The organism is Phytomonospora sp. NPDC050363 (assembly GCF_040655735.1).
In the GTDB taxonomy this organism is placed as follows: Bacteria; Actinomycetota; Actinomycetes; order Mycobacteriales; family Micromonosporaceae; genus Phytomonospora.
This window is the reverse complement of record NZ_JBFAKK010000010.1, coordinates 237,211-254,766: the sequence shown is the minus strand read 5'-3', so window position 1 is coordinate 254,766 and position 17,556 is coordinate 237,211. Positions and strand designations below refer to the sequence as shown.

Below are 17,556 nucleotides of genomic sequence, written 5' to 3'. Positions count from 1 at the left end.
CCGGCCCGGAGGTCGCCGGGGCGCGCCGCCCTTCGCGTCAGTGCGCGAAGCTCAACCAGTTGACGTTGACGAAGTCGGCCGGCTGACCACTGGTGAAGGTCAGGTACACGTCGTGCGTGCCGGTCGTGCCCGTGATGTTGGCCGGTATCGTCCGCCAGGACTGCCAGCCGCCGGTGTTGCCGATGGCGAAGCTGCCGATCGGCGCGTTGGCCGGGTTGTCCAGCCGCACTTCGACCAGCCCGCTCACCCCGCCTCCCGCGCCCGAGGACGCGCGGGCGATGAACTGCCGGGCCGCCGAGGTGCCGAAGCGGACCCCGTTGAAGCGCAGCCAGTTGCCGTTGTTGATCGCGCCGATGTTCTGGCCGCCACCGGAGTCGCTTGTCGCCTCGGTGATGGTGCCGGACTGGGAACTGAAGGACTCGGCCTGGATCGTGCCGTAGGCGTCGAAGCCGGTGCCCGGATCGGGGTCGGGGTCGCCGCCCCCGCTGCCGGTGGTCCACACGCCGACGTAGTCGACGACCATCGGGCGACCGGAGACCGTCGAGGCGCTCGGTGAGGTGCAGCCGCACAGCGCGTTGGGGAACGCTCCGCCGATCGCCACGTTGAGGATCACGAAGTAGCCGTGGTTGGTCATGTTCGTCCACGTCGTGGCGTCGAACTGGGACTGGTTCACCGAGTGGAACTGCTGCCCGTCGACGTACCAGCGCAGCTGGTTGGGACTGACCGACTTGTCCCACTCGAAGGTGTAGGTGTGGAAGGCCGACTGGCAACTGGAACCCGGGCACGCGCGGCTGGCGCCGATGCCGGTCGTCTCGTTGCAGGGACCGCCGGGGTTGACGCCGCAGTGCAGGACGCCCCACACCGAGTTGATGCCGTTGACGTTCTCCATGATGTCGAACTCGCCGATAGCCGGCCAGTTCCACCAGTTGCCCCGGTAGGGCGTGCCGAGCGCCCAGAAGGCGGGCCAGTATCCGAGCGCCTCGGCGCCGGTGACGTTGGGCATCTGGATGCGCGACTCGATGCGCAGCTTCTGACCGGCGGCGGGCTGGAAGTCGCCGCGCTGGGTCTCGATGCGGCCCGAGGTCCAGTTGCCCGCGCCGTCGCGGATCGGGGTGATGCGGAGGTTGCCGGCGCCGTCGAGGCTGACGTTGGAGGTCGAGTCGCTCATGTACTCGATCTCGCCGGTGCCCCAGTTGCCGGGACCGCCGGGGTAGCCGTGGCCGATGTCGTAGATCCAGTTGGAGCGGTTGACGCCGGTGCCGGCGGAGCCGTTGAAGTCGTCGCCGAAGACCAGGTTCCAGCCCGCCGGATTGGGCAGTGCCGCTGGGGCCGGGGCAGCGGTGGCGCCGATGACGAGGGTGGACGCTAACAGGCCGAGAGCTGCGGTGAGAACTGCCGGGCGTGGTAATCGCATGACGGATCCTCCCTTGGGTAAAGCTTCTTGATTTAACGCTAGGGAGACCCGGTTGTAATGTCAATGGTTTGCATTGCAGAAGGGCAAAAGGGTGGGATGTCGGGAGAGTTCTGGGAGATCTTTGCGTTAGGTCGGGGCACGGAGCACCCGGTTCGGCGAGGAATGAGGACGGACGGCGCGGGGCCGCGCCGGGGATGTGAATCCATGTCGACCGGAGCGGCCGGGCAGCGAGCGGGCGGTGGCGCGTTCGGGACCGGACGACCGCTACAGGGTCTGCCGCCGGTCGATCGCCACGAACGACCCGTTGTGCTTCTTCGCCACGCTCTTCATCTCCGTGGCGACCTCGACGACCTCTCGCGGATCGGTGAACACCCGGTGGCTCGAAATCGCCACCCCGATCGACAGGGTCACGAAGCCCGCCCGCACCGGGTTGCCCCGCCGGTCGGTGACCTCGACGTATCCCCGTTCGCGGTCGCGCTCGTCGTAAAGGACCAGCGCGCGCTCCTCGAAGTCCATGATCGCGCGCTGCGTGATCGCCTGCACCTGTTCCGGGACGCACAGGATGATGAAGTCGTCGCCGCCGACGTGCCCGAGGAACGCCAGGGGCGGCCCGGCGCCGACCACCCCGCGGTGGATCGACGACGCCAGCGTCGAGATGAACTCGTCGCCGCGCACGAAGCCGTAGGCGTCGTTGACGCTCTTGAAGTGGTTGGCGTCGACGTAGCAGAGCGCGAACTCGTTGCCCTGCCTCATCCAGCCGGTCACCTCGCGCGTGATGCGCGCGTTGCCGGGCAGCCCGGTCAGCGGCGAGAGCTCGCGGATCTCGCGGTGCCGGCGCAGGACCGAGTGGACCCGCGCGACGAGTTCCTGCGTGTCGAAGGGCTTGACGATGTAGTCGTCGGCACCGGTGGTCAGGCCGACGATCTTGTCCGCCGACAGGTTCTTCGCCGTCAGCAGGATGATCGGCAGGCTCGCCGTCATGGGGTCGCTGCGCAGCTGCCGGGTCAGCTCGACGCCGTCGACCATCGGCATCATGACATCGAGCAGCACCATGTCCGGGCGGCGCCGGGCGAGGTGCGCCAGCGCCTGGTATCCGTCCCCGGCGGTGACCACCTCGAACCCCTCCAGGCGGAGGTTGAGGGCGACGAAGCGCGCGATGTCGGCGTCGTCGTCGACGACGAGCACCAGACCCCGGTTGCTCTCCTCCGGACTGGTCACCCCCCACCACTCCTCACCGCGCGCACTGTGGCGTCCGATGTTAAGACCGAGTCGGCCAGCGCCCGCAACCTGCGGATCGCCTCGGCCGGGTCCTGGGCGCCGTAGACGGCCGTCCCCGCCACGAACGCGTCCGCCCCCGCCTCGGCCGCCGCGGCGATCGTGTCGGCGGCGATCCCGCCGTCGACCTCGATGCGCAGTTCCAGGTGCCCCGACTTGACCGCCTGCCGTGCCGTGCGGACCTTGTCGAGGAGTTCGGGCATGAACGCCTGGCCCCCGAAACCCGCCTTGATCGTCATGATCAGCAGCGTGTCGAACTCCGGAAGGATGTCCAGGAACTCCTCGACCGGCGTGTCCCGGTCGATCGCCAGTCCCGCCTTGCTGCCCGCCGCCCGCAGGTCCTTCGCGATCGCGACCGGATTCGCGGCGGCCTCGGCGTGGAAGGTCACGTTGTAGGCGCCCAGTTCGGCGTAGCCGACGGCCCAGCGGTCGGGGTCGGCGATCATCAGATGACAGTCGAGGGGCAGCCCGGTGGCCGCCTTCAGCGACTTCACGACCGGCGGCCCGATCGTCAGGTTCGGCACGAAGTGGTTGTCCATGACGTCCACGTGCAGCCAGTCTGCTTCTCCCGCGACCGCCGCCATCGCCTCGTCCAGACGCGCGAAATCGGCCGCGAGGAGGCTCGGCGCGATCACCGTATCGGTTCTGTCCACTGGCACAGTGTAGTCAGGTGTTCGGCGCGTATCCCGAACCCGTCAGCTCGTCCGGGAGATGCCCCCGCGTTCGGCGTAGATGCTGCGCATCGCCGCGTAGGAAGGCGATCCCGGCGCCGTCACGTACAGCACCACGCGCTGGTCCCGGTCCGGGATGAGCAGCACCTGGCAGGTGATGTGCATCTGTCCGTACTTCGGGTGCTCGACGATTTTGGTGAGGTCCCGGCGGACCTCCACCTCGTGCATCGCCCAGATCTCGCCGAACTCCGGGCTGATCCGCAGGAGATCCTCGACGAACGCGGCGAGGCTCGCATCGTCGGGATAGCGGCCGTAGGCGGCACGCAGGTCCGCGACGGAGGCCCGCGCGAAGGCGAGGTGCCGTTCGTTGGTGAACAGGTCGGCCGGTGGGTCGGTGAAGATCCAGCGCAGCACGTTGCGGTCGCTCTCGGCGTGCGAGGCGAGGTCGCCGATGAACTCCACGGCCAGTTCGTTCCAGGCGAGGACGTCGTACTTCGCGTCCAGCACGTAGGCAGGGATGTCGGTCAGCGACGCGATCAGGTGCAGAACGCTTTCGGGTACGTCGCGGCGCAGCAGACTCTGCGGCGCGGGGGTCTCCCCCGCCAGGTGGAAAAGGTGCGCCCGCTCGTCGATCGACAGCATCAGCGCGCGGCTGAGCGCCGAGAGGATCTGCCGCGACGGATGCGGACCGCGCGCCTGCTCAAGGCGGATGTAGTACTCGATCGACATGCCGGCCAACTGCGCGACCTCCTGGCGCCGCAGGCCCGGCGTGCGACGGCGGCCGCCCTCGGGGAGACCGACGGCGGCCGGTTTGATCCGGGCCCGCCGGTCGCGAAGGTACTCGGCCAGTTCGGTGCGCTGCATTCGCCAAGCATCCCCCGGCCCGCCGCCGCGAGGGAGGTACCGGTGGTACCACGCTAGGCGGGTCTCTGTCGGCGAGCGCGAAACAGAGCGACGGTGGTGTCATGACCGACAAGATCGCGCTGATCACCGGCGCAAACAAGGGAATCGGCCTCGAGATCGCCCGGGGCCTGGGCAAGGCCGGCGTGACGGTTCTGGTGGGGGCGCGCTCGCCCGAGCGGGGCGAGGCGGCCGTGGGGACACTGCGGGCCGAAGGGCACAAGGCGGAGTTCGTGCGGATCGACGTCACCGACGCCGAGACGATCGCGGCCGCCGCCCAGGTGGTCGAGGAGGTTCACGGTCGGCTCGACATCCTCGTCAACAACGCCGCCGTCCTGAACCGCCAGGAGGGCTGGGTGGTGACCGAGACGCCCGTCGCGGCCGTGCGCGACACCTACGAGACGAACGTCTTCGGCGTGATCGCGGTGACCAACGCCTTCGTCCCGCTGCTGGAGCGCTCCGCCGAGCCGAGGATCGTCAACGTGTCCAGCGAGGTCGGCTCCTTCGAGATGATGACCAACCCCGACAGCCCCTATTACATGTTGAAGGGTGTGGGCTACCAGGCGTCCAAAGCGGCGCTGAACGCCGTGACCATCGCCTATTCCAAGCACTTCGCCGGCACCGCGTTCAAGGTCAACGCGGTCAATCCCGGTTACTGCGCGACCGACCTCAACGGCCACGCCGGGCACCGCACACCCGAGCAGGGCTCGCGCGCGGCGATCCGGATGGCGCTGATCGGCGCCGACGGGCCGACGGGAACGTTCGAGAGCGAAGAGGGCCCGCACCCCTGGTAGCGCCGACTCCGGGACGGGCCGCCGGGACGTGGAAGGACCCGGCGGCCCTCAGTTTGTCCATTAACCTGTTCTGCGGGGTTTGGTGCCCTTCTTGCGATGTGAGGGGCGCTTGTAACGCTGGCCGGTGACGGCGCGGTGGGTGTTTCGCCGCCCGGGTGGTCGTCCGGGGCCGGGCCGGCTGGGTTTCGGCGCGGCCGTGGGACGCGTGGTCTTCGTGCGCAGGTACCTGAACCCTCGCCGGACGCGGGCCGGGGTGAGCCGGTCGGCCGACAGGGGCTTCTCCCAGGGGCGGCGCAGGTCGCGGGCATGCCCACGGGCGAGGCGCAACTGGGCGTGAGCAGCGATGATCAGCCAGGTCCAGCGGTCGGCAGCTTCGGGATCGCGGAGTCTGGGGGCGGTCCAACCGAGGGTCTGCTTGAGGAACCTGAAGGTGTGTTCGAGGTCGAAGCGTCGCAGAAACGCCTGCCACAACCTGTCCACTTCAGACGCCCCCAGATCGGTGGCCGAAGACCACAACCACACCGGTTTGGCTTCACCACCGGTCGGTAGGTGTTCAACGGCGAGGCGGATGAGAGTGCCCTCGATGATCGGCAACGGCCCGGGATGGTCGCGCCAGGCCGCGCGGGCGGTCAACCGCGGGTGCAACCGGTTCCAGGCCATCGCGTGCGCGGTGCCGTAGCGGGTGGTGTCGGTGAGGGTCTCGGCATCCGGTTCGCCCCCAGGTGGCCGCGTCGCCGAACACGAGTTCCCCGCCGTGTTTGGGTGGACGCCCGTTTGTCCCGGGCACCCGTGGTGGCGCTGCTCAGCGCAGCACACGGTCCGAACGCATCCGCCCCAACACCTCGACTGGCAGATCCGCCAGGAGATGCGCGATGCGCGGGACGTCGTACCCGGCATCGAACACCACCAGGATCGCCTGATCCTTCGGACCCTGCTGCCCGGCAGCGACCAGGCGCTCGACCACCCGACGCACTTGCGACGCCGTCAGCGCCGCGACGTCACCGCTTGGAGGGATGCGCATCGCGTCCAGCAGCCCTGTCCACGAGGTGCGGCCAGTCTCCAGCGCGGCGATGAACGAGTACGGCCACCCGGGCACCATCACATGCTGATCACGGCCGCGCCCGTAGGTGTGACAGAACGACCGTCCCGGCGACGTGTCGGCATCCGGCCGGAGCCATGGGCTGATGTCCACTGCCAGCACCAGGCGCCCACCAGCAGCGCGAGGTAACGGCAGCCCTGCCAGCACCTGACCGAGACGATCGGTGTCGATGCGGCCGTGGTTGATCGCGTCGTAGAGGGCCCCGTGTCCGCGCCGATGCTCGGGCACCAGAGACAACCCCACCAGGGACCCCACCGGCCCGTCGGCGCACAACACCGCCTCGGCCAGCTCGAACAACGCATCCGACCGCGCGCTCAAGCACTCGTGGAAGTCACACCGGAACCCGGCCAACACTCCAAGCCCACACCCGTCACCTACCATCCGACATCAACGATCCGAGCCGACCCAACGACACGCCTTCAACCCACGAACCAGGCAACCCGGTACCAACACTGATCTGGGCCACGCCGATGAGCTGCGTATCCTGCCTTCTCATGGATCCTTCCCAGACCGGCCGACGTGCTGATGTCCCACCCGAGATGCTTGCCCAAGCCACGTCTGCCGCCGGAACCACACGCGTCATCCAGGCGATGCTTGACGACCTCCACCGTCACCCCGGCGAGTGGGAGAACCACACCCTCGACCGCTTCCTTGAGGCCCTAGCAGCCGTGCTCGAAAGCCACAGCACCCAAGACCCTGGTTGGCAGACCGTCGCGGCCGCCCTCCTCAACGCCAGCGGCTACGAGTAGGCGCGACACCACGAAAATCCACACCCACAGTGCGGCAACAGGTTAAAAGACAAGCTCAGGCCATGTCCCGCAAATGCCCCGAGGGCGTGTAGTCGATCTTCCAGTCGGTGTAGACGCCGAGCCGGTCGTCCTTGAGGCAGCGCAGGGCGATGCTGACCCAGCGCACCTCGTCGTCCTCGGCGGCGGCGAATCCGACGGCCACGGCGAACACCTCACCGCCGCAGGGGCACTCGCACTGCTCCGGCTGGGCCTCGGGCCAGTAGTCGACGCTGTCGGCGATCAGCGTGAGATCTCCGCAGGCGACGCAGTGGCGTTCGGCGCAGCCGGCCTCGTCGTCGACGCCGAGTTCGAAGGCACGGCCGCCGCAGGCGGCGCAGACCGATTCGGTGACTGTCGCCACCTCGTAGCCGCCGGCCCGGTAGTCCTTCACGTACGCCGCGAGCGCGGCGAAGTCACCGCCCCGCGCGATGTCCTTTGAGGTCACTCGCCCATTGTGCCGCGCGGGTCCGACACTTCACTTCCGGAGGAGTGCCAGGAACATGGCGTCGGTGCCGTGTCGGTGCGGCCACAGCTGGACATAGGGCTGCGGTCCGAGGCCGGCGGCGTTGATCTGCGGACGCGGATCGACCGCCTCGACGCCTTCGGCGGCGTCGGCGATCGCGCGGCTCTCGGCCAGGTGCGGGGAGCAGGTCACGTAGGCGACGACCCCGCCGGGGCGGAGCAGCCGCACGGCCGAGGCGAGCAGTTCCTCCTGGAGAACGGTGAGGTCGGCGACGTCGGCGGGCGTGCGCCGCCAGCGCGCCTCGGGGCGTCGGCGCAGTGCGCCCAGGCCAGTGCAGGGGGCGTCGACGAGGATCCGGTCGTAGCCGCCGTCCTCGCCGAAGGCGCGGCCGTCGGCCTGGTGGACGGTCACCGGGAGTCCGGCGACGGACTTCTCGACGAGCCTGGCGCGGTGGGTGCTGACCTCGACGGCGTCGAGCGCGGCTCCACGAAGGGCGGCGAGCGAGCCGAGGAGGGCGGCCTTGCCGCCGGGTCCGGCGCACAGGTCGAGCCAGCGTTCGTCACGGCCGTCGAGCGGCGTTTCGGCGAGGGCCGCCGCGACGGCCTGGCTGCCTTCGTCCTGGACGTGGGCGCGGCCGTCGGCGACTGCCTGGATGTCGCCGGGCGCTCCGCCGGGGAGGATCACCGCGTAGGGCGACAGCGTGCCGGGTTCACCGCCCGTCGCCGCGACGAGTTCGTCGCGGTCGACGCGGCCGGGTCGCGCGCACAGGTGCACGGCGGGGGCGGTGTTGTCGGCCTCAAGGAGCAACGGCAGTTCGGAGTCGTCGCCGAGGGATTCGGCGAAGGCGCGGACGATCCACTCGGGGTGCGCGTGGCGCAGGGCGAGGGCGGCGACCGGGTCGGCGGGGCTGAGCTTGTGCAGCCAGGAGTCGAGGGGCCGCGCGGAGATCTTGCGGAGCACGGCGTTGACGAATCCAGCCGGGCGGTGCCCGGCGACCTTGCGGACCAGTGACACCGAGGTCGTCACCGCCGCGTGGGCCGGGACCCGCGTGTAGAGGATCTGGTAGGCGCCCAGGCGCAGGACGTCGGCGACGGGCTGGTCGAGACTGGCGGTCTCGCGGCCGGTCACCGACTCGACGATGCGGTCGAGGGTGCCCCGGGCGCGCGAGGCGCCGTAGGCGAGTTCGGTCGCCAGTGCGGCGTCGCGGCCGATCACCTTGCGCTCGGTGAGCAGCCGGGGGAGCACGAGGTTGGCGTAGGCGTCGTCGCGGGTGACCGCGGCGAGAGTGTCGTAGGCGATGCTGCGCGGGTCGTCCGAGGTGGCGCTGCGGCCCGATCCTGCTTTCACTGGAAGCGCTCCCCGTTCGCGAAGGGGTTGCCGCGCAGCCAGGCGTCGGCGGGCATGGGCTTCTTGCCCGGGGGCTGGACGGCGCCGAGGCGCACCGCCATGGTCGCGGTGCCGACGTGGACGGTGCCGCGTTCGACGGCGACCTCGCCGGGTGCCAGGACGGGGCCCTGCGGGTCGGGGCGAACCGGTCCGAGTTTGACGCGCTGTCCGGCGCGCAGCGTCCACGCGCCGGGCGCGGGGGTCATGGCGCGGATCTTGCGGTCGACGGCGAAGGCCGGGTCGGTCCACCTGACCTGGGCGTCCTCGACGGTGATCTTGGGGGCGAGGCTGATGCCGTCCTCGGGTTGCGGGACGGCGCGGGCGGCGCCGGCCTCGATCGCGTCGAGGACGGTGACGAGCAGGCCGGCGCCGCTGTCGGCGAGGCGGCCGAGGAGCTCGCCGGAGGTGTCGGCGGGTCCGATCGGCTCGGTGACCGAGCCGTAGACCGGGCCGGTGTCGAGGCCCTTCTCCAGCTGGAAGACGCAGGCGCCGGTGATCTCGTCGCCGTGCCACACGGCGTGCTGGACGGGCGCCGCGCCGCGCCAGGCCGGCAGCAGCGAGAAGTGCAGGTTGATCCAGCCGTGCGGGGGGATCTCCAGCGCCGAGGTGGGCACGAGGGCGCCGTAGGCGACGACGGGGACGCAGTCGGGGGCGAGTTCGCGCAGGCGGTCGAGGAACTCCGGCTCACGGGGTTTGGCCGGTGTGAGCACCTCGACATTGCGGTCGTCGGCCCAGGCCGCCACCGGTGAGCGCGAGGTCTTCCGGCCTCGCCCGACCTTGGCGTCGGGCCGGGTCACCACGGCGAGCAGGTCGTGGCCGCCGGCCTCGATCGCGTTAAGAGCCGGGATCGCCACCTCGGGCGTCCCGGCGAAGATCAATCGCATCCGCTAATCCCCCATCAGGTCCTTGCACGCAACCTAGCCGACGCTAGAGGAAGCATCCTTGCGAATCGTGCGGGCTGACCTTGACCTGGAGCCCGTCGTCGTACCACTCGGCGGCGCGGATGTCCTTCATCGCCTGCTTGCGGGTCTCGGCGTCGAGGCGGTCGAGGAAGAGGACGCCGTCGAGGTGGTCGGTCTCGTGCTGGATGCAGCGCGACATGAGGCCGGTCCCGACGATCTGCATGGGGTCGCCGTACTCGTTGAAGCCCTTGGCGATGACGTTCTGGCGGCGCACGGTGTCGTAGTAGAGGCCCGGGATGGACAGGCAGCCCTCGGGGCCCTCCTGCTCCTCCTCGTCGGGGAACTCCAGGAGGGGGTTGACCAGGTGGCCGACGACGTCGTCGACGTCGAAGGCGAACACGCGCAGGCCGACGCCGATCTGCGGTGCGGCGAGGCCGGCGCCGCCCTCGTCGAGCATGGTGTCGATGAGGTTCTTGACGAGCTTGCGGAGCTGCTTGTCGAAGTCGACCACGGCGTCGGCGGGTGTGCGCAGCACGGGGTCGCCGAAGAGCCTGATGGCTTGAACTGTCACGTCGCCTGCCTCTTTATCCGAACTCGTCCGACCAACGAGTCTATGCGGCCGCCGCCGAACGGTCCTTGCGGCGGTGCGAACGCCGGGCGAGGCCATCGCCGAGGAGGGCGACGGCGACTCCGGCGATGATCAGCGCGATCCCGGGCACGGCGACGGCCGGGGGTGTCTGGTCGAGGAGGATGTGGCCGAGGACGGCGGCGGCGGGCACTTCGAGAAGGAGAAGGAGGCTCACCGCGGTGGCGTCGATGCGGTGCAGGGCGAAGTTGACCAGCGAATGGCCGAGCATCTGCGGGCCGAGGGTGAGGCCGACCAGGGCGACCCATCCGGCCGCCGCATAGCCCCACAGGTCCGTGCCGCTGGCCAGGCAGACCGCGAGCAGGCCGACGGAGGCGATCGAGTAGACGATCGCGGTGTAGCCGACGGTGGAGAGTTCTTCGCGTGCGCGCTGCCCGACGGTGACGTAGACGGCGGCGGCGATGCCGCCGATGAGGGCGAGCACGTCGCCGAGGACGGCGGTGGGTGAGACGGTGAATCCCGCGCCGGTGGCCAGGACCGCGCCGGCCACCGCGGCGGCGATGCCGATCCAGGTCGAGCGGGGCAGCCGGTGGCCGCGCACGACGGCGAACAGGCCGGTCCACAGGGGCGAGGTGGACACCAGTGCGGTGGCCGTGGCGACGTCGGTGAGGACCGCCGAGGGGACCCAGGTGGCGAAGTGCACGGCCAGCGCGACGCCGGAGACGGTGCAGCGGCGCAGCCCGGCGCGGGTGAGCGCACGCAGTTCGGGGAGGCGCCAGAGCAGGGCGACGGGAACGAGGACCGCGACGGCGAGGGCGTTGCGCCAGAAGGCGACGGCGAGGGCGGGGACGCCGCCGTCGCCGTTGGCGATGACCACCATGGGCGCCGAGGAGGAGACCGCGAGGATGGCGACCGCCATGGCGATGCCGGGGGCGGCTCTGCGAAGTGGGGTTTCGGCGGTCACGGGCGGCAAGTCTGCCACCCGCGGCACTCAGCGGTTTCTTTCCAGTGCCCTTGTGTCGCTCGGCACCGAGGGCCTACTTTACTGCTAACTCAATTAACAGCTTCGACCTCGGGACACACCATGAAGCTCCAGCGAATCGCGCTACTGCTCATCCCCGCCCTGTTACTCGCCCTGCTGCCCGCCGCACCGGCGAACGCGGCGGCCGCCGCCAAGGCCGTGTTCAGCAAGGACAACAGCTGGGCGTCCGGCTACACCGGGCGCTACACGATCACCAACACCGGCACGACGCCCATCAGCGCCTGGAACGTGGTGTTCACCCTGCCCTCGGGGACCACGGTCGGTTCGTACTGGGACGCGCTGGTCACCAACAACGGCTCGGGACGCTATACCGCCGTCAACCGCGAGTACAACGGCACGATCGCGCCCGGCGGCACGGCGGCCTTCGGCTGGGTCTCGGCCGGAGCAGGCGCGCCCGCGTCGTGCACCCTCAACGGCGCCGACTGCGGTGGCGCACCGCCCGGTGACGACACCACTCCCCCGTCGGTGCCCACCGGTTTGACCGTCGCCGGCCCGACCGGCAACAGCCTGACGGTCTCCTGGTCCCCCTCGACCGACAACTCCGGGACCGTCGCCGCCTACGAGCTCTCCCGCGACAACGGCGCGCCCGTCGCGGTGTCGGGCACCTCCACGGTCGTCACCGGCCTCGCCCAGAACACGGCCTACGCCTTCAAGGTGCGCGCCAAGGACTCCGCCGGGAACGCCTCGGCCTACAGCGCCGCCGTCTCCGGCCGCACCAACACCGACGATCCCGTCCCGCCGGCCGGCGACATCCACGTCGCCCCCTACATCGACATCACCCGCGAGTCGCCCACGCTGCCGCAGGTCGCCTCGGCCACCGGCCAGAAGCACTTCACGCTGGCGTTCATCCTCGGCTCGTCTCTGGGCTGCGACCCGCAGTGGGGCGGCACGATCCCGCTCAAGGAGCCCCGCATCATCGGGCAGGTCGACCAGCTGCGGGGCATGGGAGGCGACGTCGTCATCGCCTCCGGAGGGGCCATGGGCCCCTACCTGGAGAACGTGTGCGGCACCGCCGACGCGCTCTACAACGCCTATGTCAAGGTCCTCGACGCCACCGGGAGCAACCACCTGGACGTCGACGTGGAGGCCTCCATCCCGCACGCCATGGTCAACACCGCGCTGAAGCGGCTCGTCGACACCCGCGGCACCACCGTCAGCTACACGATGCGCATCCAGGGCCAGGACTACGGCATGGACCCCTATTCGGTGCAGATCCTCCAGGACGCCGCGGCCAAGGGCCTGTCCCCCATCGTCAACCCGATGCTGATGAACTTCGGCTACAGCGGCGACTGGGGCCAGGCGATGATCGCCGCGGCCAACGCCACCCTCGCCCAGATGCGCACCATCTGGCCGGGAAAGTCCGACGCGCAGATCAAGGCACAGCTGGGCATCACGCCCATGATCGGGCGAAACGACACCGGGATGACCACCACCCAGGCCCACGCCCGCGCCCTGCTGAGCTGGGCGCAGAGCAACCACATCGGCTTCATCGGCTTCTGGTCGGTCGGGCGCGACAACGGCGGATGCCCCGGCGGCGGGCTCTCCCCGTCGTGCAGCGGCATCTCCCAGTCCCTCTACGAGTTCACCAACATCTTCAAGGGATTCGCGGGCTGACCCGGCGAAACGGGACGGCGGCCTGCCCGGCCGCCGTCCCATTCACGCCCATCTATCCTTGTCAAGGCCGTGGAGTCAGTGATTGGGATCCTCCACAGCGCACGCATACCGCACGGAAAGCACTGTTCCGACACGTCTGGGTAGCGGCTGGATCCCTGTCATACAACGGGTTGGTCACGAAACAGTCCCCGAATAGGCAATCGGGGCCACACCTCGTAGGGTGCTCCCATGGCAGCGCAGACCACGGCGGAAACGCCGCTCGTCCGGTTGTCCGGAGTCAACAAGCACTTCGGCGACAACCATGTCCTCCGGGACATCAACCTTGAGGTACAGGCCGGCGAGGTCATCGTCGTCATCGGCCCGTCCGGCTCGGGAAAGTCCACCCTGTGCCGCACGGTGAACCGGCTTGAGACGATCGGCACCGGCGAGATCACCATCGACGGCAAGGTGCTCCCCGCCGAAGGACGCGAACTGGCCAGGCTCCGTTCCGACGTCGGCATGGTGTTCCAGCACTTCAACCTCTTCGCCCACATGACCGTCCTGGACAACATCACCCTCGGGCCGATCAAGGTCCGCCGGTTGTCCAAGAAGGTGGCCGAGGAGAAGGCCCGCGTCCTCCTCGACCGCGTCGGCCTGTCCGACAAGGCGAACGCCCTGCCCGCGCAGCTCTCCGGCGGCCAGCAGCAGCGTGTGGCGATCGCCCGCGCCCTGGCGATGGAGCCCAAGGTCATCATGTTCGACGAGCCGACCTCGGCCCTCGACCCCGAGATGATCAACGAGGTCCTCGACGTCATGATCGACCTCGCCCGCGAAGGCATGACCATGATCGTGGTGACCCACGAGATGGGCTTCGCCCGCCGCGCCGCGAACCGAGTGATCTTCATGGCCGACGGCCAGATCGTCGAAATCGCACCGCCGGAGGAATTCTTCGGCAATCCCAAGAGCGAACGCGCCCGAGACTTCCTGTCCAAGGTGATGTCGCACTAGCCCGGTCCTGCCCAAGGACGCGGTAACCCCTTCTGGAAGGAACGAACAAGCACCATGCGAATGCATCGCAAACTGGCCCTGATCGGCCTCGCGGCCGTCGCCCTGGTCGCCACCGCCTGTCAAGGCAAGGCGAGCGAGGACCAGGAGTCCGCCGACCCGGGCACCAAGGCCATCACGTACACGATGCCGGCCGCCACGGAACTCCCCGCCGCTCTGCAGGCGATCAAGGACCGCGGCTACATCAACTTCGGCTCGAAGTTCGACCAGCCGACCACCGGCCAGCGCAACCCGGCCACCGGCAAGCTCGAGGGCTTCGACACCGAGATGGGCCGCCTCCTGGCGCAGCGCATCTTCGGCGCGAGCTACACCGAGGGTGACAGCGGCAACCTGCGCTTCGTGGAGACCATCTCCAAGAACCGCGAGGAGTACCTGGCCAGCGGCAAGATCGACGCGCTCGCGGCCACGTACACGATCAACGACGAGCGCAAGCTCAAGGTCGACTTCGCCGGTCCCTACTACGTCACCGGCCAGGGCATCCTGACGCTGGCGTCGAAGACCGACATCAACACCCTCGAGGACCTCTCGGGCAAGAAGGTCTGCGTGGCCGTCGGCTCCAACTCGCTGACGAACCTCCAGAAGCTCAACGCGAAGGCCGACGTGTCGGCTCCCCTCGCCGACTACTCCGCCTGCCGTGAGGCCGTCGAGAACGGCACCTACGACGCGCTGAGCACCGACCTGCCGATCCTCTTCGGCTTCAAGTCGACCTCCGGCGACACCTTCCGCGTGTCCGAGGAGACCTTCACCACCGAGCCCTACGGCATCGCCACCAAGCACGGTGACAAGGAAGTCCGCGACTTCATCAACGACATGCTCGAAGAGGCCTACGCCAACGGCGACTGGATCAAGGCCTTCGAGGGCACCCTCGGCAAGGCCGGCGCCAAGACCCCCACGCCCCCGCCGGTCGTGCGTTACTGAGATTCACCGATGGTGCCCGCCCTGGTGAGGGCGGGCACCATTCGTCCCTGGAGGAGTGACCTTGCCTAACCCCGAGCTGGTCTTCAAAATGTTCGCCAGCGGGTTCTGGAACACCCTGTGGCTGTCGGTCGCGTCGTTCGCGGTCGCACTGGTGCTCGGCGCGATCCTGGCGATGATGCAGGTGAGTCCGGCCCCGCCGGCGAAATGGGCGGCGCAGGCCTACACCGCGTTCTTCCGCAACACCCCGCTGCTGGTGATCCTCATCCTGTTCGGCTTCGGGCTGCCCAAGCTCCAGTTGCAGCTCGACCCGTGGCAGTGGGCACTGATCGGACTGGGGATGTACACCTCGGCGTTCGTCGGCGAGACCCTGCGCTCCGGCATCAACTCGATCTCCCTCGGGCAGGCCGAGGCCGCCCGCTCGATCGGCCTCACCTTCGGCCAGTCGCTGCGGCACGTGATCCTGCCGCAGGCCTTCCGCACCGTGATCCCGCCGCTCGGCACGCTCTACACCGCTCTCGTGAAGAACACCGCGCTGACCCTGGTGCTCGGCTTCCAGGAGCTCGCGGCGAAGACCGAACTGATGATCAACCAGGACATGGCGTCGGTCTGGATCGTCGTCGGCGGCATCATCGCCTGTTACCTGATCATCAACCTGCCCACGAGCTGGTTCATCAGCCGGGCCGAGAAGCGCGCGGCGTTCGCGCGGTAGCGGGAAGAGATCTCATGAGCAACCCCTCCAAGAGCACCGTCCTGTTCGACGCGCTCGGCCCGCGCGGCCGCAGGCGCGTCCTGATCTACTCGCTGCTGAGCCTCGTGGTGATCCTGGCGATCCTCGCCCTCGCGGGACTGCAACTCGACTCCAAGGGCTTCTTCGAGTCCTCGCGCTGGGTCGACGCCCTCGACGCCCTGGTCATCGAGAACACCTACATCCCCGGCCTGCTCAACACCCTCAAGGCCGCCGGGCTGGCCAGCGTCTTCGCGCTGCTGCTGGGCGCGCTGGTCGGTTTCGGCCGCATCTCGCCCATCAAGTTCGTCCGCTTCATCGCCGGCGTCTACGTCCAGTTCTTCCGGGCCATCCCGGTACTGCTGCTCATCTGGGTCCCCTACACCGTCAGCAACACCACGGGGACCTCGATCGACGGCTTCTGGTTCGTCGTCGCGGGTCTGTCGATCTACAACGGCGCGGTGCTCGCCGAGATCCTGCGTTCCGGCATCAACGCGCTGCCCTCGGGGCAGGCCGCCGCAGGGCAGGCCATCGGCCTGCGGCACGGCCAGGTCCTGCGCCTGATCGTCTTCCCGCAGGCGTTCCGCAACATGCTTCCGGCGGTCCTCGCCCAGCTGGTCGTCCTGCTCAAGGACACCGCGCTCGGCTACATCGTGACCTACCCGGAGCTGCTCAAGATGAGCCAGCAGACCGCTTCGTACTACACGAACTCCTTCCTGCAGGTCCTGCTGGTCGCGGCGATCGTGTACTTCGTGATCGCCTACGTGCTGTCGAAGCTGGTCTCGTTCATCGAGGTGCGGATGCGCCGCAAGGTGCCCAAGACCGCCGCGGCGGTCACGGCCCCGGTCGCACTCACCGAGGCCTGAGCGAGAAGTTCGGCGAGAACCCGGTCGCGCCCCGCGCGGCCGGGTTTTCTCATGCCCGCAGCGCGAGCCGGGCGGCGACCACCGCACCCAGCCACACCACCATCCCGATCAGCACGTTGAGGCCGGCGGTCACCAGGCCCGTTCTCCGGTCGTCACTCGCGAATAGCGCCAGAAGAACCGTCCAGACCAGTGTCAGGGCCATGATCCACCTGAAGTACACGAGTGGGCGAGGGCTGCCCATCACGAGCATGTACATCAGGAGTCCCGCGACGCCCGTGCCGGCCGCGACGACCACGACGTAGCCGAGGACGGACGGCTCGGTCACGCCGGCGTAGACACTGACGCCGAGGACGGGCGTCTGGAGCACCGAGCGGACGACCATGAATCCCGTGACGGCGATCGCCACCGCGACCGCCGCCGTGATGCCGCAACCCGTCCAGAAGCGCCGGATGTCGAGGGCGCGGGCATAAGGACTCGTGCCGGGCTCCCGTGTGGAGCCGGGCGCCTGCCGGTAGACGGCCACCGCGCTACAGGCCGGGACGCGGAGCGAACGGGTCCGCCGGATCGGGCCGCACCGGCACCCGCAGGCTCGCCCTGGCCGATCCGCCGACCAGAGCGCCGATGGCGATGCCGATCACGAGGTTGACCGCCGCGGTCGCCGCGCCCGTCGCCAGCCGGTCGACCGCCAGCAGCGGGATCAGCATCGCGATGATCGTGCCGAGCGCGACGATCCAGCCGAAGAACAGGAACGGCCGAGGGGTGCCGAGCAGCAGCAGGTGCATCACGCCGGTCGCCAGCAGAGCGGCGAGCGCGGAGATCAGCGCGTAGGTGAACATGCCCGGTTGCGCGACGGCGCCGTCGACGTCGACGCCGAGGATGGGCAGTTCGAGCAGGCCCTTGACGATCAGGTACCCGACGATGGCGAGTCCGGCGGCGATCACGGCGGCGGCGACGCCGCCGCTCCACAGTCGCCCGGCGTTGATCCTGGAAGCGGCCGAGGCGTCCTCTTCATAGGGTTCGCCCGGTTGGTGCCGGTATGTCGTCATGGGTCCAGTGTGACCAATGCCGGG

The 17,556-nt window shown here is 69.2% G+C and carries 18 protein-coding genes and 1 pseudogene; 7 read left to right on the top strand and 12 right to left on the bottom strand.

Going from position 1 to position 17,556, the window contains the following annotated elements:
* Positions 1 to 37: 37 nt before the first annotated feature.
* From AB0I28_RS26450 to AB0I28_RS26435, 4 genes are all read right to left on the bottom strand, one after another.
* Positions 38 to 1,414 carry a glycoside hydrolase family 16 protein gene (locus tag AB0I28_RS26450; protein ID WP_357497661.1) on the bottom strand — a complete coding sequence of 459 codons (1,377 nt, stop codon included), beginning with the start codon at positions 1,412 to 1,414 and terminating at the stop codon, positions 38 to 40.
* Positions 1,415 to 1,678: 264 nt separating this feature from the next.
* On the bottom strand, positions 1,679 to 2,632 hold the full coding sequence (locus AB0I28_RS26445) for a response regulator (RefSeq protein WP_357497659.1): 954 nt from the start codon (positions 2,630 to 2,632) through the stop codon (positions 1,679 to 1,681).
* Positions 2,629 to 3,342, bottom strand: coding sequence for a ribulose-phosphate 3-epimerase (rpe, locus tag AB0I28_RS26440; protein WP_357497657.1), 714 nt, complete (start codon positions 3,340 to 3,342; stop codon positions 2,629 to 2,631). The genes AB0I28_RS26445 and rpe overlap by 4 nt, the downstream gene beginning before the upstream one ends.
* Before the next feature lie 42 nt (positions 3,343 to 3,384).
* Positions 3,385 to 4,224 carry a helix-turn-helix transcriptional regulator gene (locus AB0I28_RS26435; protein WP_357497655.1) on the bottom strand — a complete coding sequence of 280 codons (840 nt, stop codon included), beginning with the start codon at positions 4,222 to 4,224 and terminating at the stop codon, positions 3,385 to 3,387.
* A gap of 101 nt (positions 4,225 to 4,325) precedes the next feature.
* Between AB0I28_RS26435 and AB0I28_RS26430 the strand changes: the two genes are divergently transcribed.
* The gene (locus tag AB0I28_RS26430) at positions 4,326 to 5,054 is read left to right on the top strand and encodes an SDR family oxidoreductase (RefSeq protein ID WP_357497653.1); all 729 of its coding nucleotides are present in this window, start codon (positions 4,326 to 4,328) and stop codon (positions 5,052 to 5,054) included.
* Between the two features lie 60 nt (positions 5,055 to 5,114).
* Here AB0I28_RS26430 and AB0I28_RS26425 read toward each other — a convergent pair.
* A pseudogene (locus AB0I28_RS26425) lies at positions 5,115 to 6,534 on the bottom strand (NF041680 family putative transposase).
* Between the two features lie 209 nt (positions 6,535 to 6,743).
* Here AB0I28_RS26425 and AB0I28_RS26420 point away from each other — a divergent pair.
* Positions 6,744 to 6,902, top strand: a complete 159-nt coding sequence (locus AB0I28_RS26420) for a hypothetical protein (RefSeq protein WP_357497651.1) — start codon at positions 6,744 to 6,746, stop codon at positions 6,900 to 6,902.
* Between the two features lie 55 nt (positions 6,903 to 6,957).
* Here the strand turns inward: AB0I28_RS26420 and AB0I28_RS26415 are convergent, their stop codons facing one another.
* Genes AB0I28_RS26415 through AB0I28_RS26395 form a run of 5 tightly spaced genes read right to left on the bottom strand, consistent with a single transcriptional unit; the run spans position 6,958 to position 11,242 of the window.
* Positions 6,958 to 7,386: a hypothetical protein gene (locus tag AB0I28_RS26415; RefSeq protein ID WP_357497649.1), complete on the bottom strand. Its 429-nt coding sequence runs from the start codon at positions 7,384 to 7,386 to the stop codon at positions 6,958 to 6,960.
* A gap of 30 nt (positions 7,387 to 7,416) precedes the next feature.
* Entirely contained in the window at positions 7,417 to 8,751 is a 1,335-nt protein-coding gene (locus tag AB0I28_RS26410; RefSeq protein WP_357497647.1) for a transcription antitermination factor NusB, read from the bottom strand.
* Positions 8,748 to 9,674, bottom strand: coding sequence for a methionyl-tRNA formyltransferase (fmt, locus tag AB0I28_RS26405; protein WP_357497646.1), 927 nt, complete (start codon positions 9,672 to 9,674; stop codon positions 8,748 to 8,750). The genes AB0I28_RS26410 and fmt overlap by 4 nt, the downstream gene beginning before the upstream one ends.
* 43 nt (positions 9,675 to 9,717) lie before the next feature.
* Entirely contained in the window at positions 9,718 to 10,263 is a 546-nt protein-coding gene (gene def, locus AB0I28_RS26400; protein ID WP_357497644.1) for a peptide deformylase, read from the bottom strand.
* Between the two features lie 40 nt (positions 10,264 to 10,303).
* Positions 10,304 to 11,242 carry a DMT family transporter gene (locus tag AB0I28_RS26395; RefSeq protein WP_357497643.1) on the bottom strand — a complete coding sequence of 313 codons (939 nt, stop codon included), beginning with the start codon at positions 11,240 to 11,242 and terminating at the stop codon, positions 10,304 to 10,306.
* A 120-nt stretch (positions 11,243 to 11,362) separates the two neighbouring features.
* Here AB0I28_RS26395 and AB0I28_RS26390 point away from each other — a divergent pair, with 120 nt between their 5' ends.
* The 5 genes from AB0I28_RS26390 to AB0I28_RS26370 all read left to right on the top strand — a co-directional run bounded on the left by AB0I28_RS26390 (position 11,363) and on the right by AB0I28_RS26370 (position 16,486).
* Positions 11,363 to 12,934: a cellulose binding domain-containing protein gene (locus AB0I28_RS26390; protein WP_357497641.1), complete on the top strand. Its 1,572-nt coding sequence runs from the start codon at positions 11,363 to 11,365 to the stop codon at positions 12,932 to 12,934.
* 228 nt (positions 12,935 to 13,162) lie between these two features.
* A complete protein-coding gene (locus AB0I28_RS26385) occupies positions 13,163 to 13,921 on the top strand; it encodes an amino acid ABC transporter ATP-binding protein (RefSeq protein ID WP_357497640.1) in 759 nt (252 codons plus the stop codon).
* A 54-nt stretch (positions 13,922 to 13,975) separates the two neighbouring features.
* Complete coding sequence (locus AB0I28_RS26380) at positions 13,976 to 14,896, top strand: glutamate ABC transporter substrate-binding protein (RefSeq protein ID WP_357497639.1); 921 nt, start codon at positions 13,976 to 13,978, stop codon at positions 14,894 to 14,896.
* 61 nt (positions 14,897 to 14,957) lie between these two features.
* Positions 14,958 to 15,605, top strand: coding sequence for an amino acid ABC transporter permease (locus AB0I28_RS26375; protein ID WP_357497637.1), 648 nt, complete (start codon positions 14,958 to 14,960; stop codon positions 15,603 to 15,605).
* 14 nt (positions 15,606 to 15,619) lie between these two features.
* Positions 15,620 to 16,486, top strand: a complete 867-nt coding sequence (locus AB0I28_RS26370; RefSeq protein ID WP_357497635.1) for an amino acid ABC transporter permease — start codon at positions 15,620 to 15,622, stop codon at positions 16,484 to 16,486.
* Positions 16,487 to 16,535: 49 nt separating this feature from the next.
* Here AB0I28_RS26370 and AB0I28_RS26365 read toward each other — a convergent pair whose 3' ends face one another.
* Positions 16,536 to 17,009, bottom strand: coding sequence for a hypothetical protein (locus tag AB0I28_RS26365; protein ID WP_357497633.1), 474 nt, complete (start codon positions 17,007 to 17,009; stop codon positions 16,536 to 16,538).
* Between the two features lie 4 nt (positions 17,010 to 17,013).
* Complete coding sequence (locus AB0I28_RS26360) at positions 17,014 to 17,532, bottom strand: DUF6069 family protein (protein WP_357497631.1); 519 nt, start codon at positions 17,530 to 17,532, stop codon at positions 17,014 to 17,016.
* Between the last annotated feature and the right edge of the window lie 24 nt (positions 17,533 to 17,556).

Bases quoted from the DNA above. Each gene is read 5' to 3' on its own strand.
- AB0I28_RS26360 (WP_357497631.1), bottom strand. From the start codon at position 17,532: ATGACGACATACCGGCACCAACCGGGCGAACCCTATGAAGAGGACGCC.
- AB0I28_RS26420 (WP_357497651.1), top strand. From the start codon at position 6,744: ATGCTTGACGACCTCCACCGTCACCCCGGCGAGTGGGAGAACCACACC.
- AB0I28_RS26450 (WP_357497661.1), bottom strand. From the start codon at position 1,414: ATGCGATTACCACGCCCGGCAGTTCTCACCGCAGCTCTCGGCCTGTTA.
- AB0I28_RS26370 (WP_357497635.1), top strand. From the start codon at position 15,620: ATGAGCAACCCCTCCAAGAGCACCGTCCTGTTCGACGCGCTCGGCCCG.
- AB0I28_RS26435 (WP_357497655.1), bottom strand. From the start codon at position 4,224: ATGCAGCGCACCGAACTGGCCGAGTACCTTCGCGACCGGCGGGCCCGG.
- AB0I28_RS26430 (WP_357497653.1), top strand. From the start codon at position 4,326: ATGACCGACAAGATCGCGCTGATCACCGGCGCAAACAAGGGAATCGGC.
- AB0I28_RS26380 (WP_357497639.1), top strand. From the start codon at position 13,976: ATGCGAATGCATCGCAAACTGGCCCTGATCGGCCTCGCGGCCGTCGCC.
- AB0I28_RS26385 (WP_357497640.1), top strand. From the start codon at position 13,163: ATGGCAGCGCAGACCACGGCGGAAACGCCGCTCGTCCGGTTGTCCGGA.
- fmt (WP_357497646.1), bottom strand. From the start codon at position 9,674: ATGCGATTGATCTTCGCCGGGACGCCCGAGGTGGCGATCCCGGCTCTT.
- AB0I28_RS26390 (WP_357497641.1), top strand. From the start codon at position 11,363: ATGAAGCTCCAGCGAATCGCGCTACTGCTCATCCCCGCCCTGTTACTC.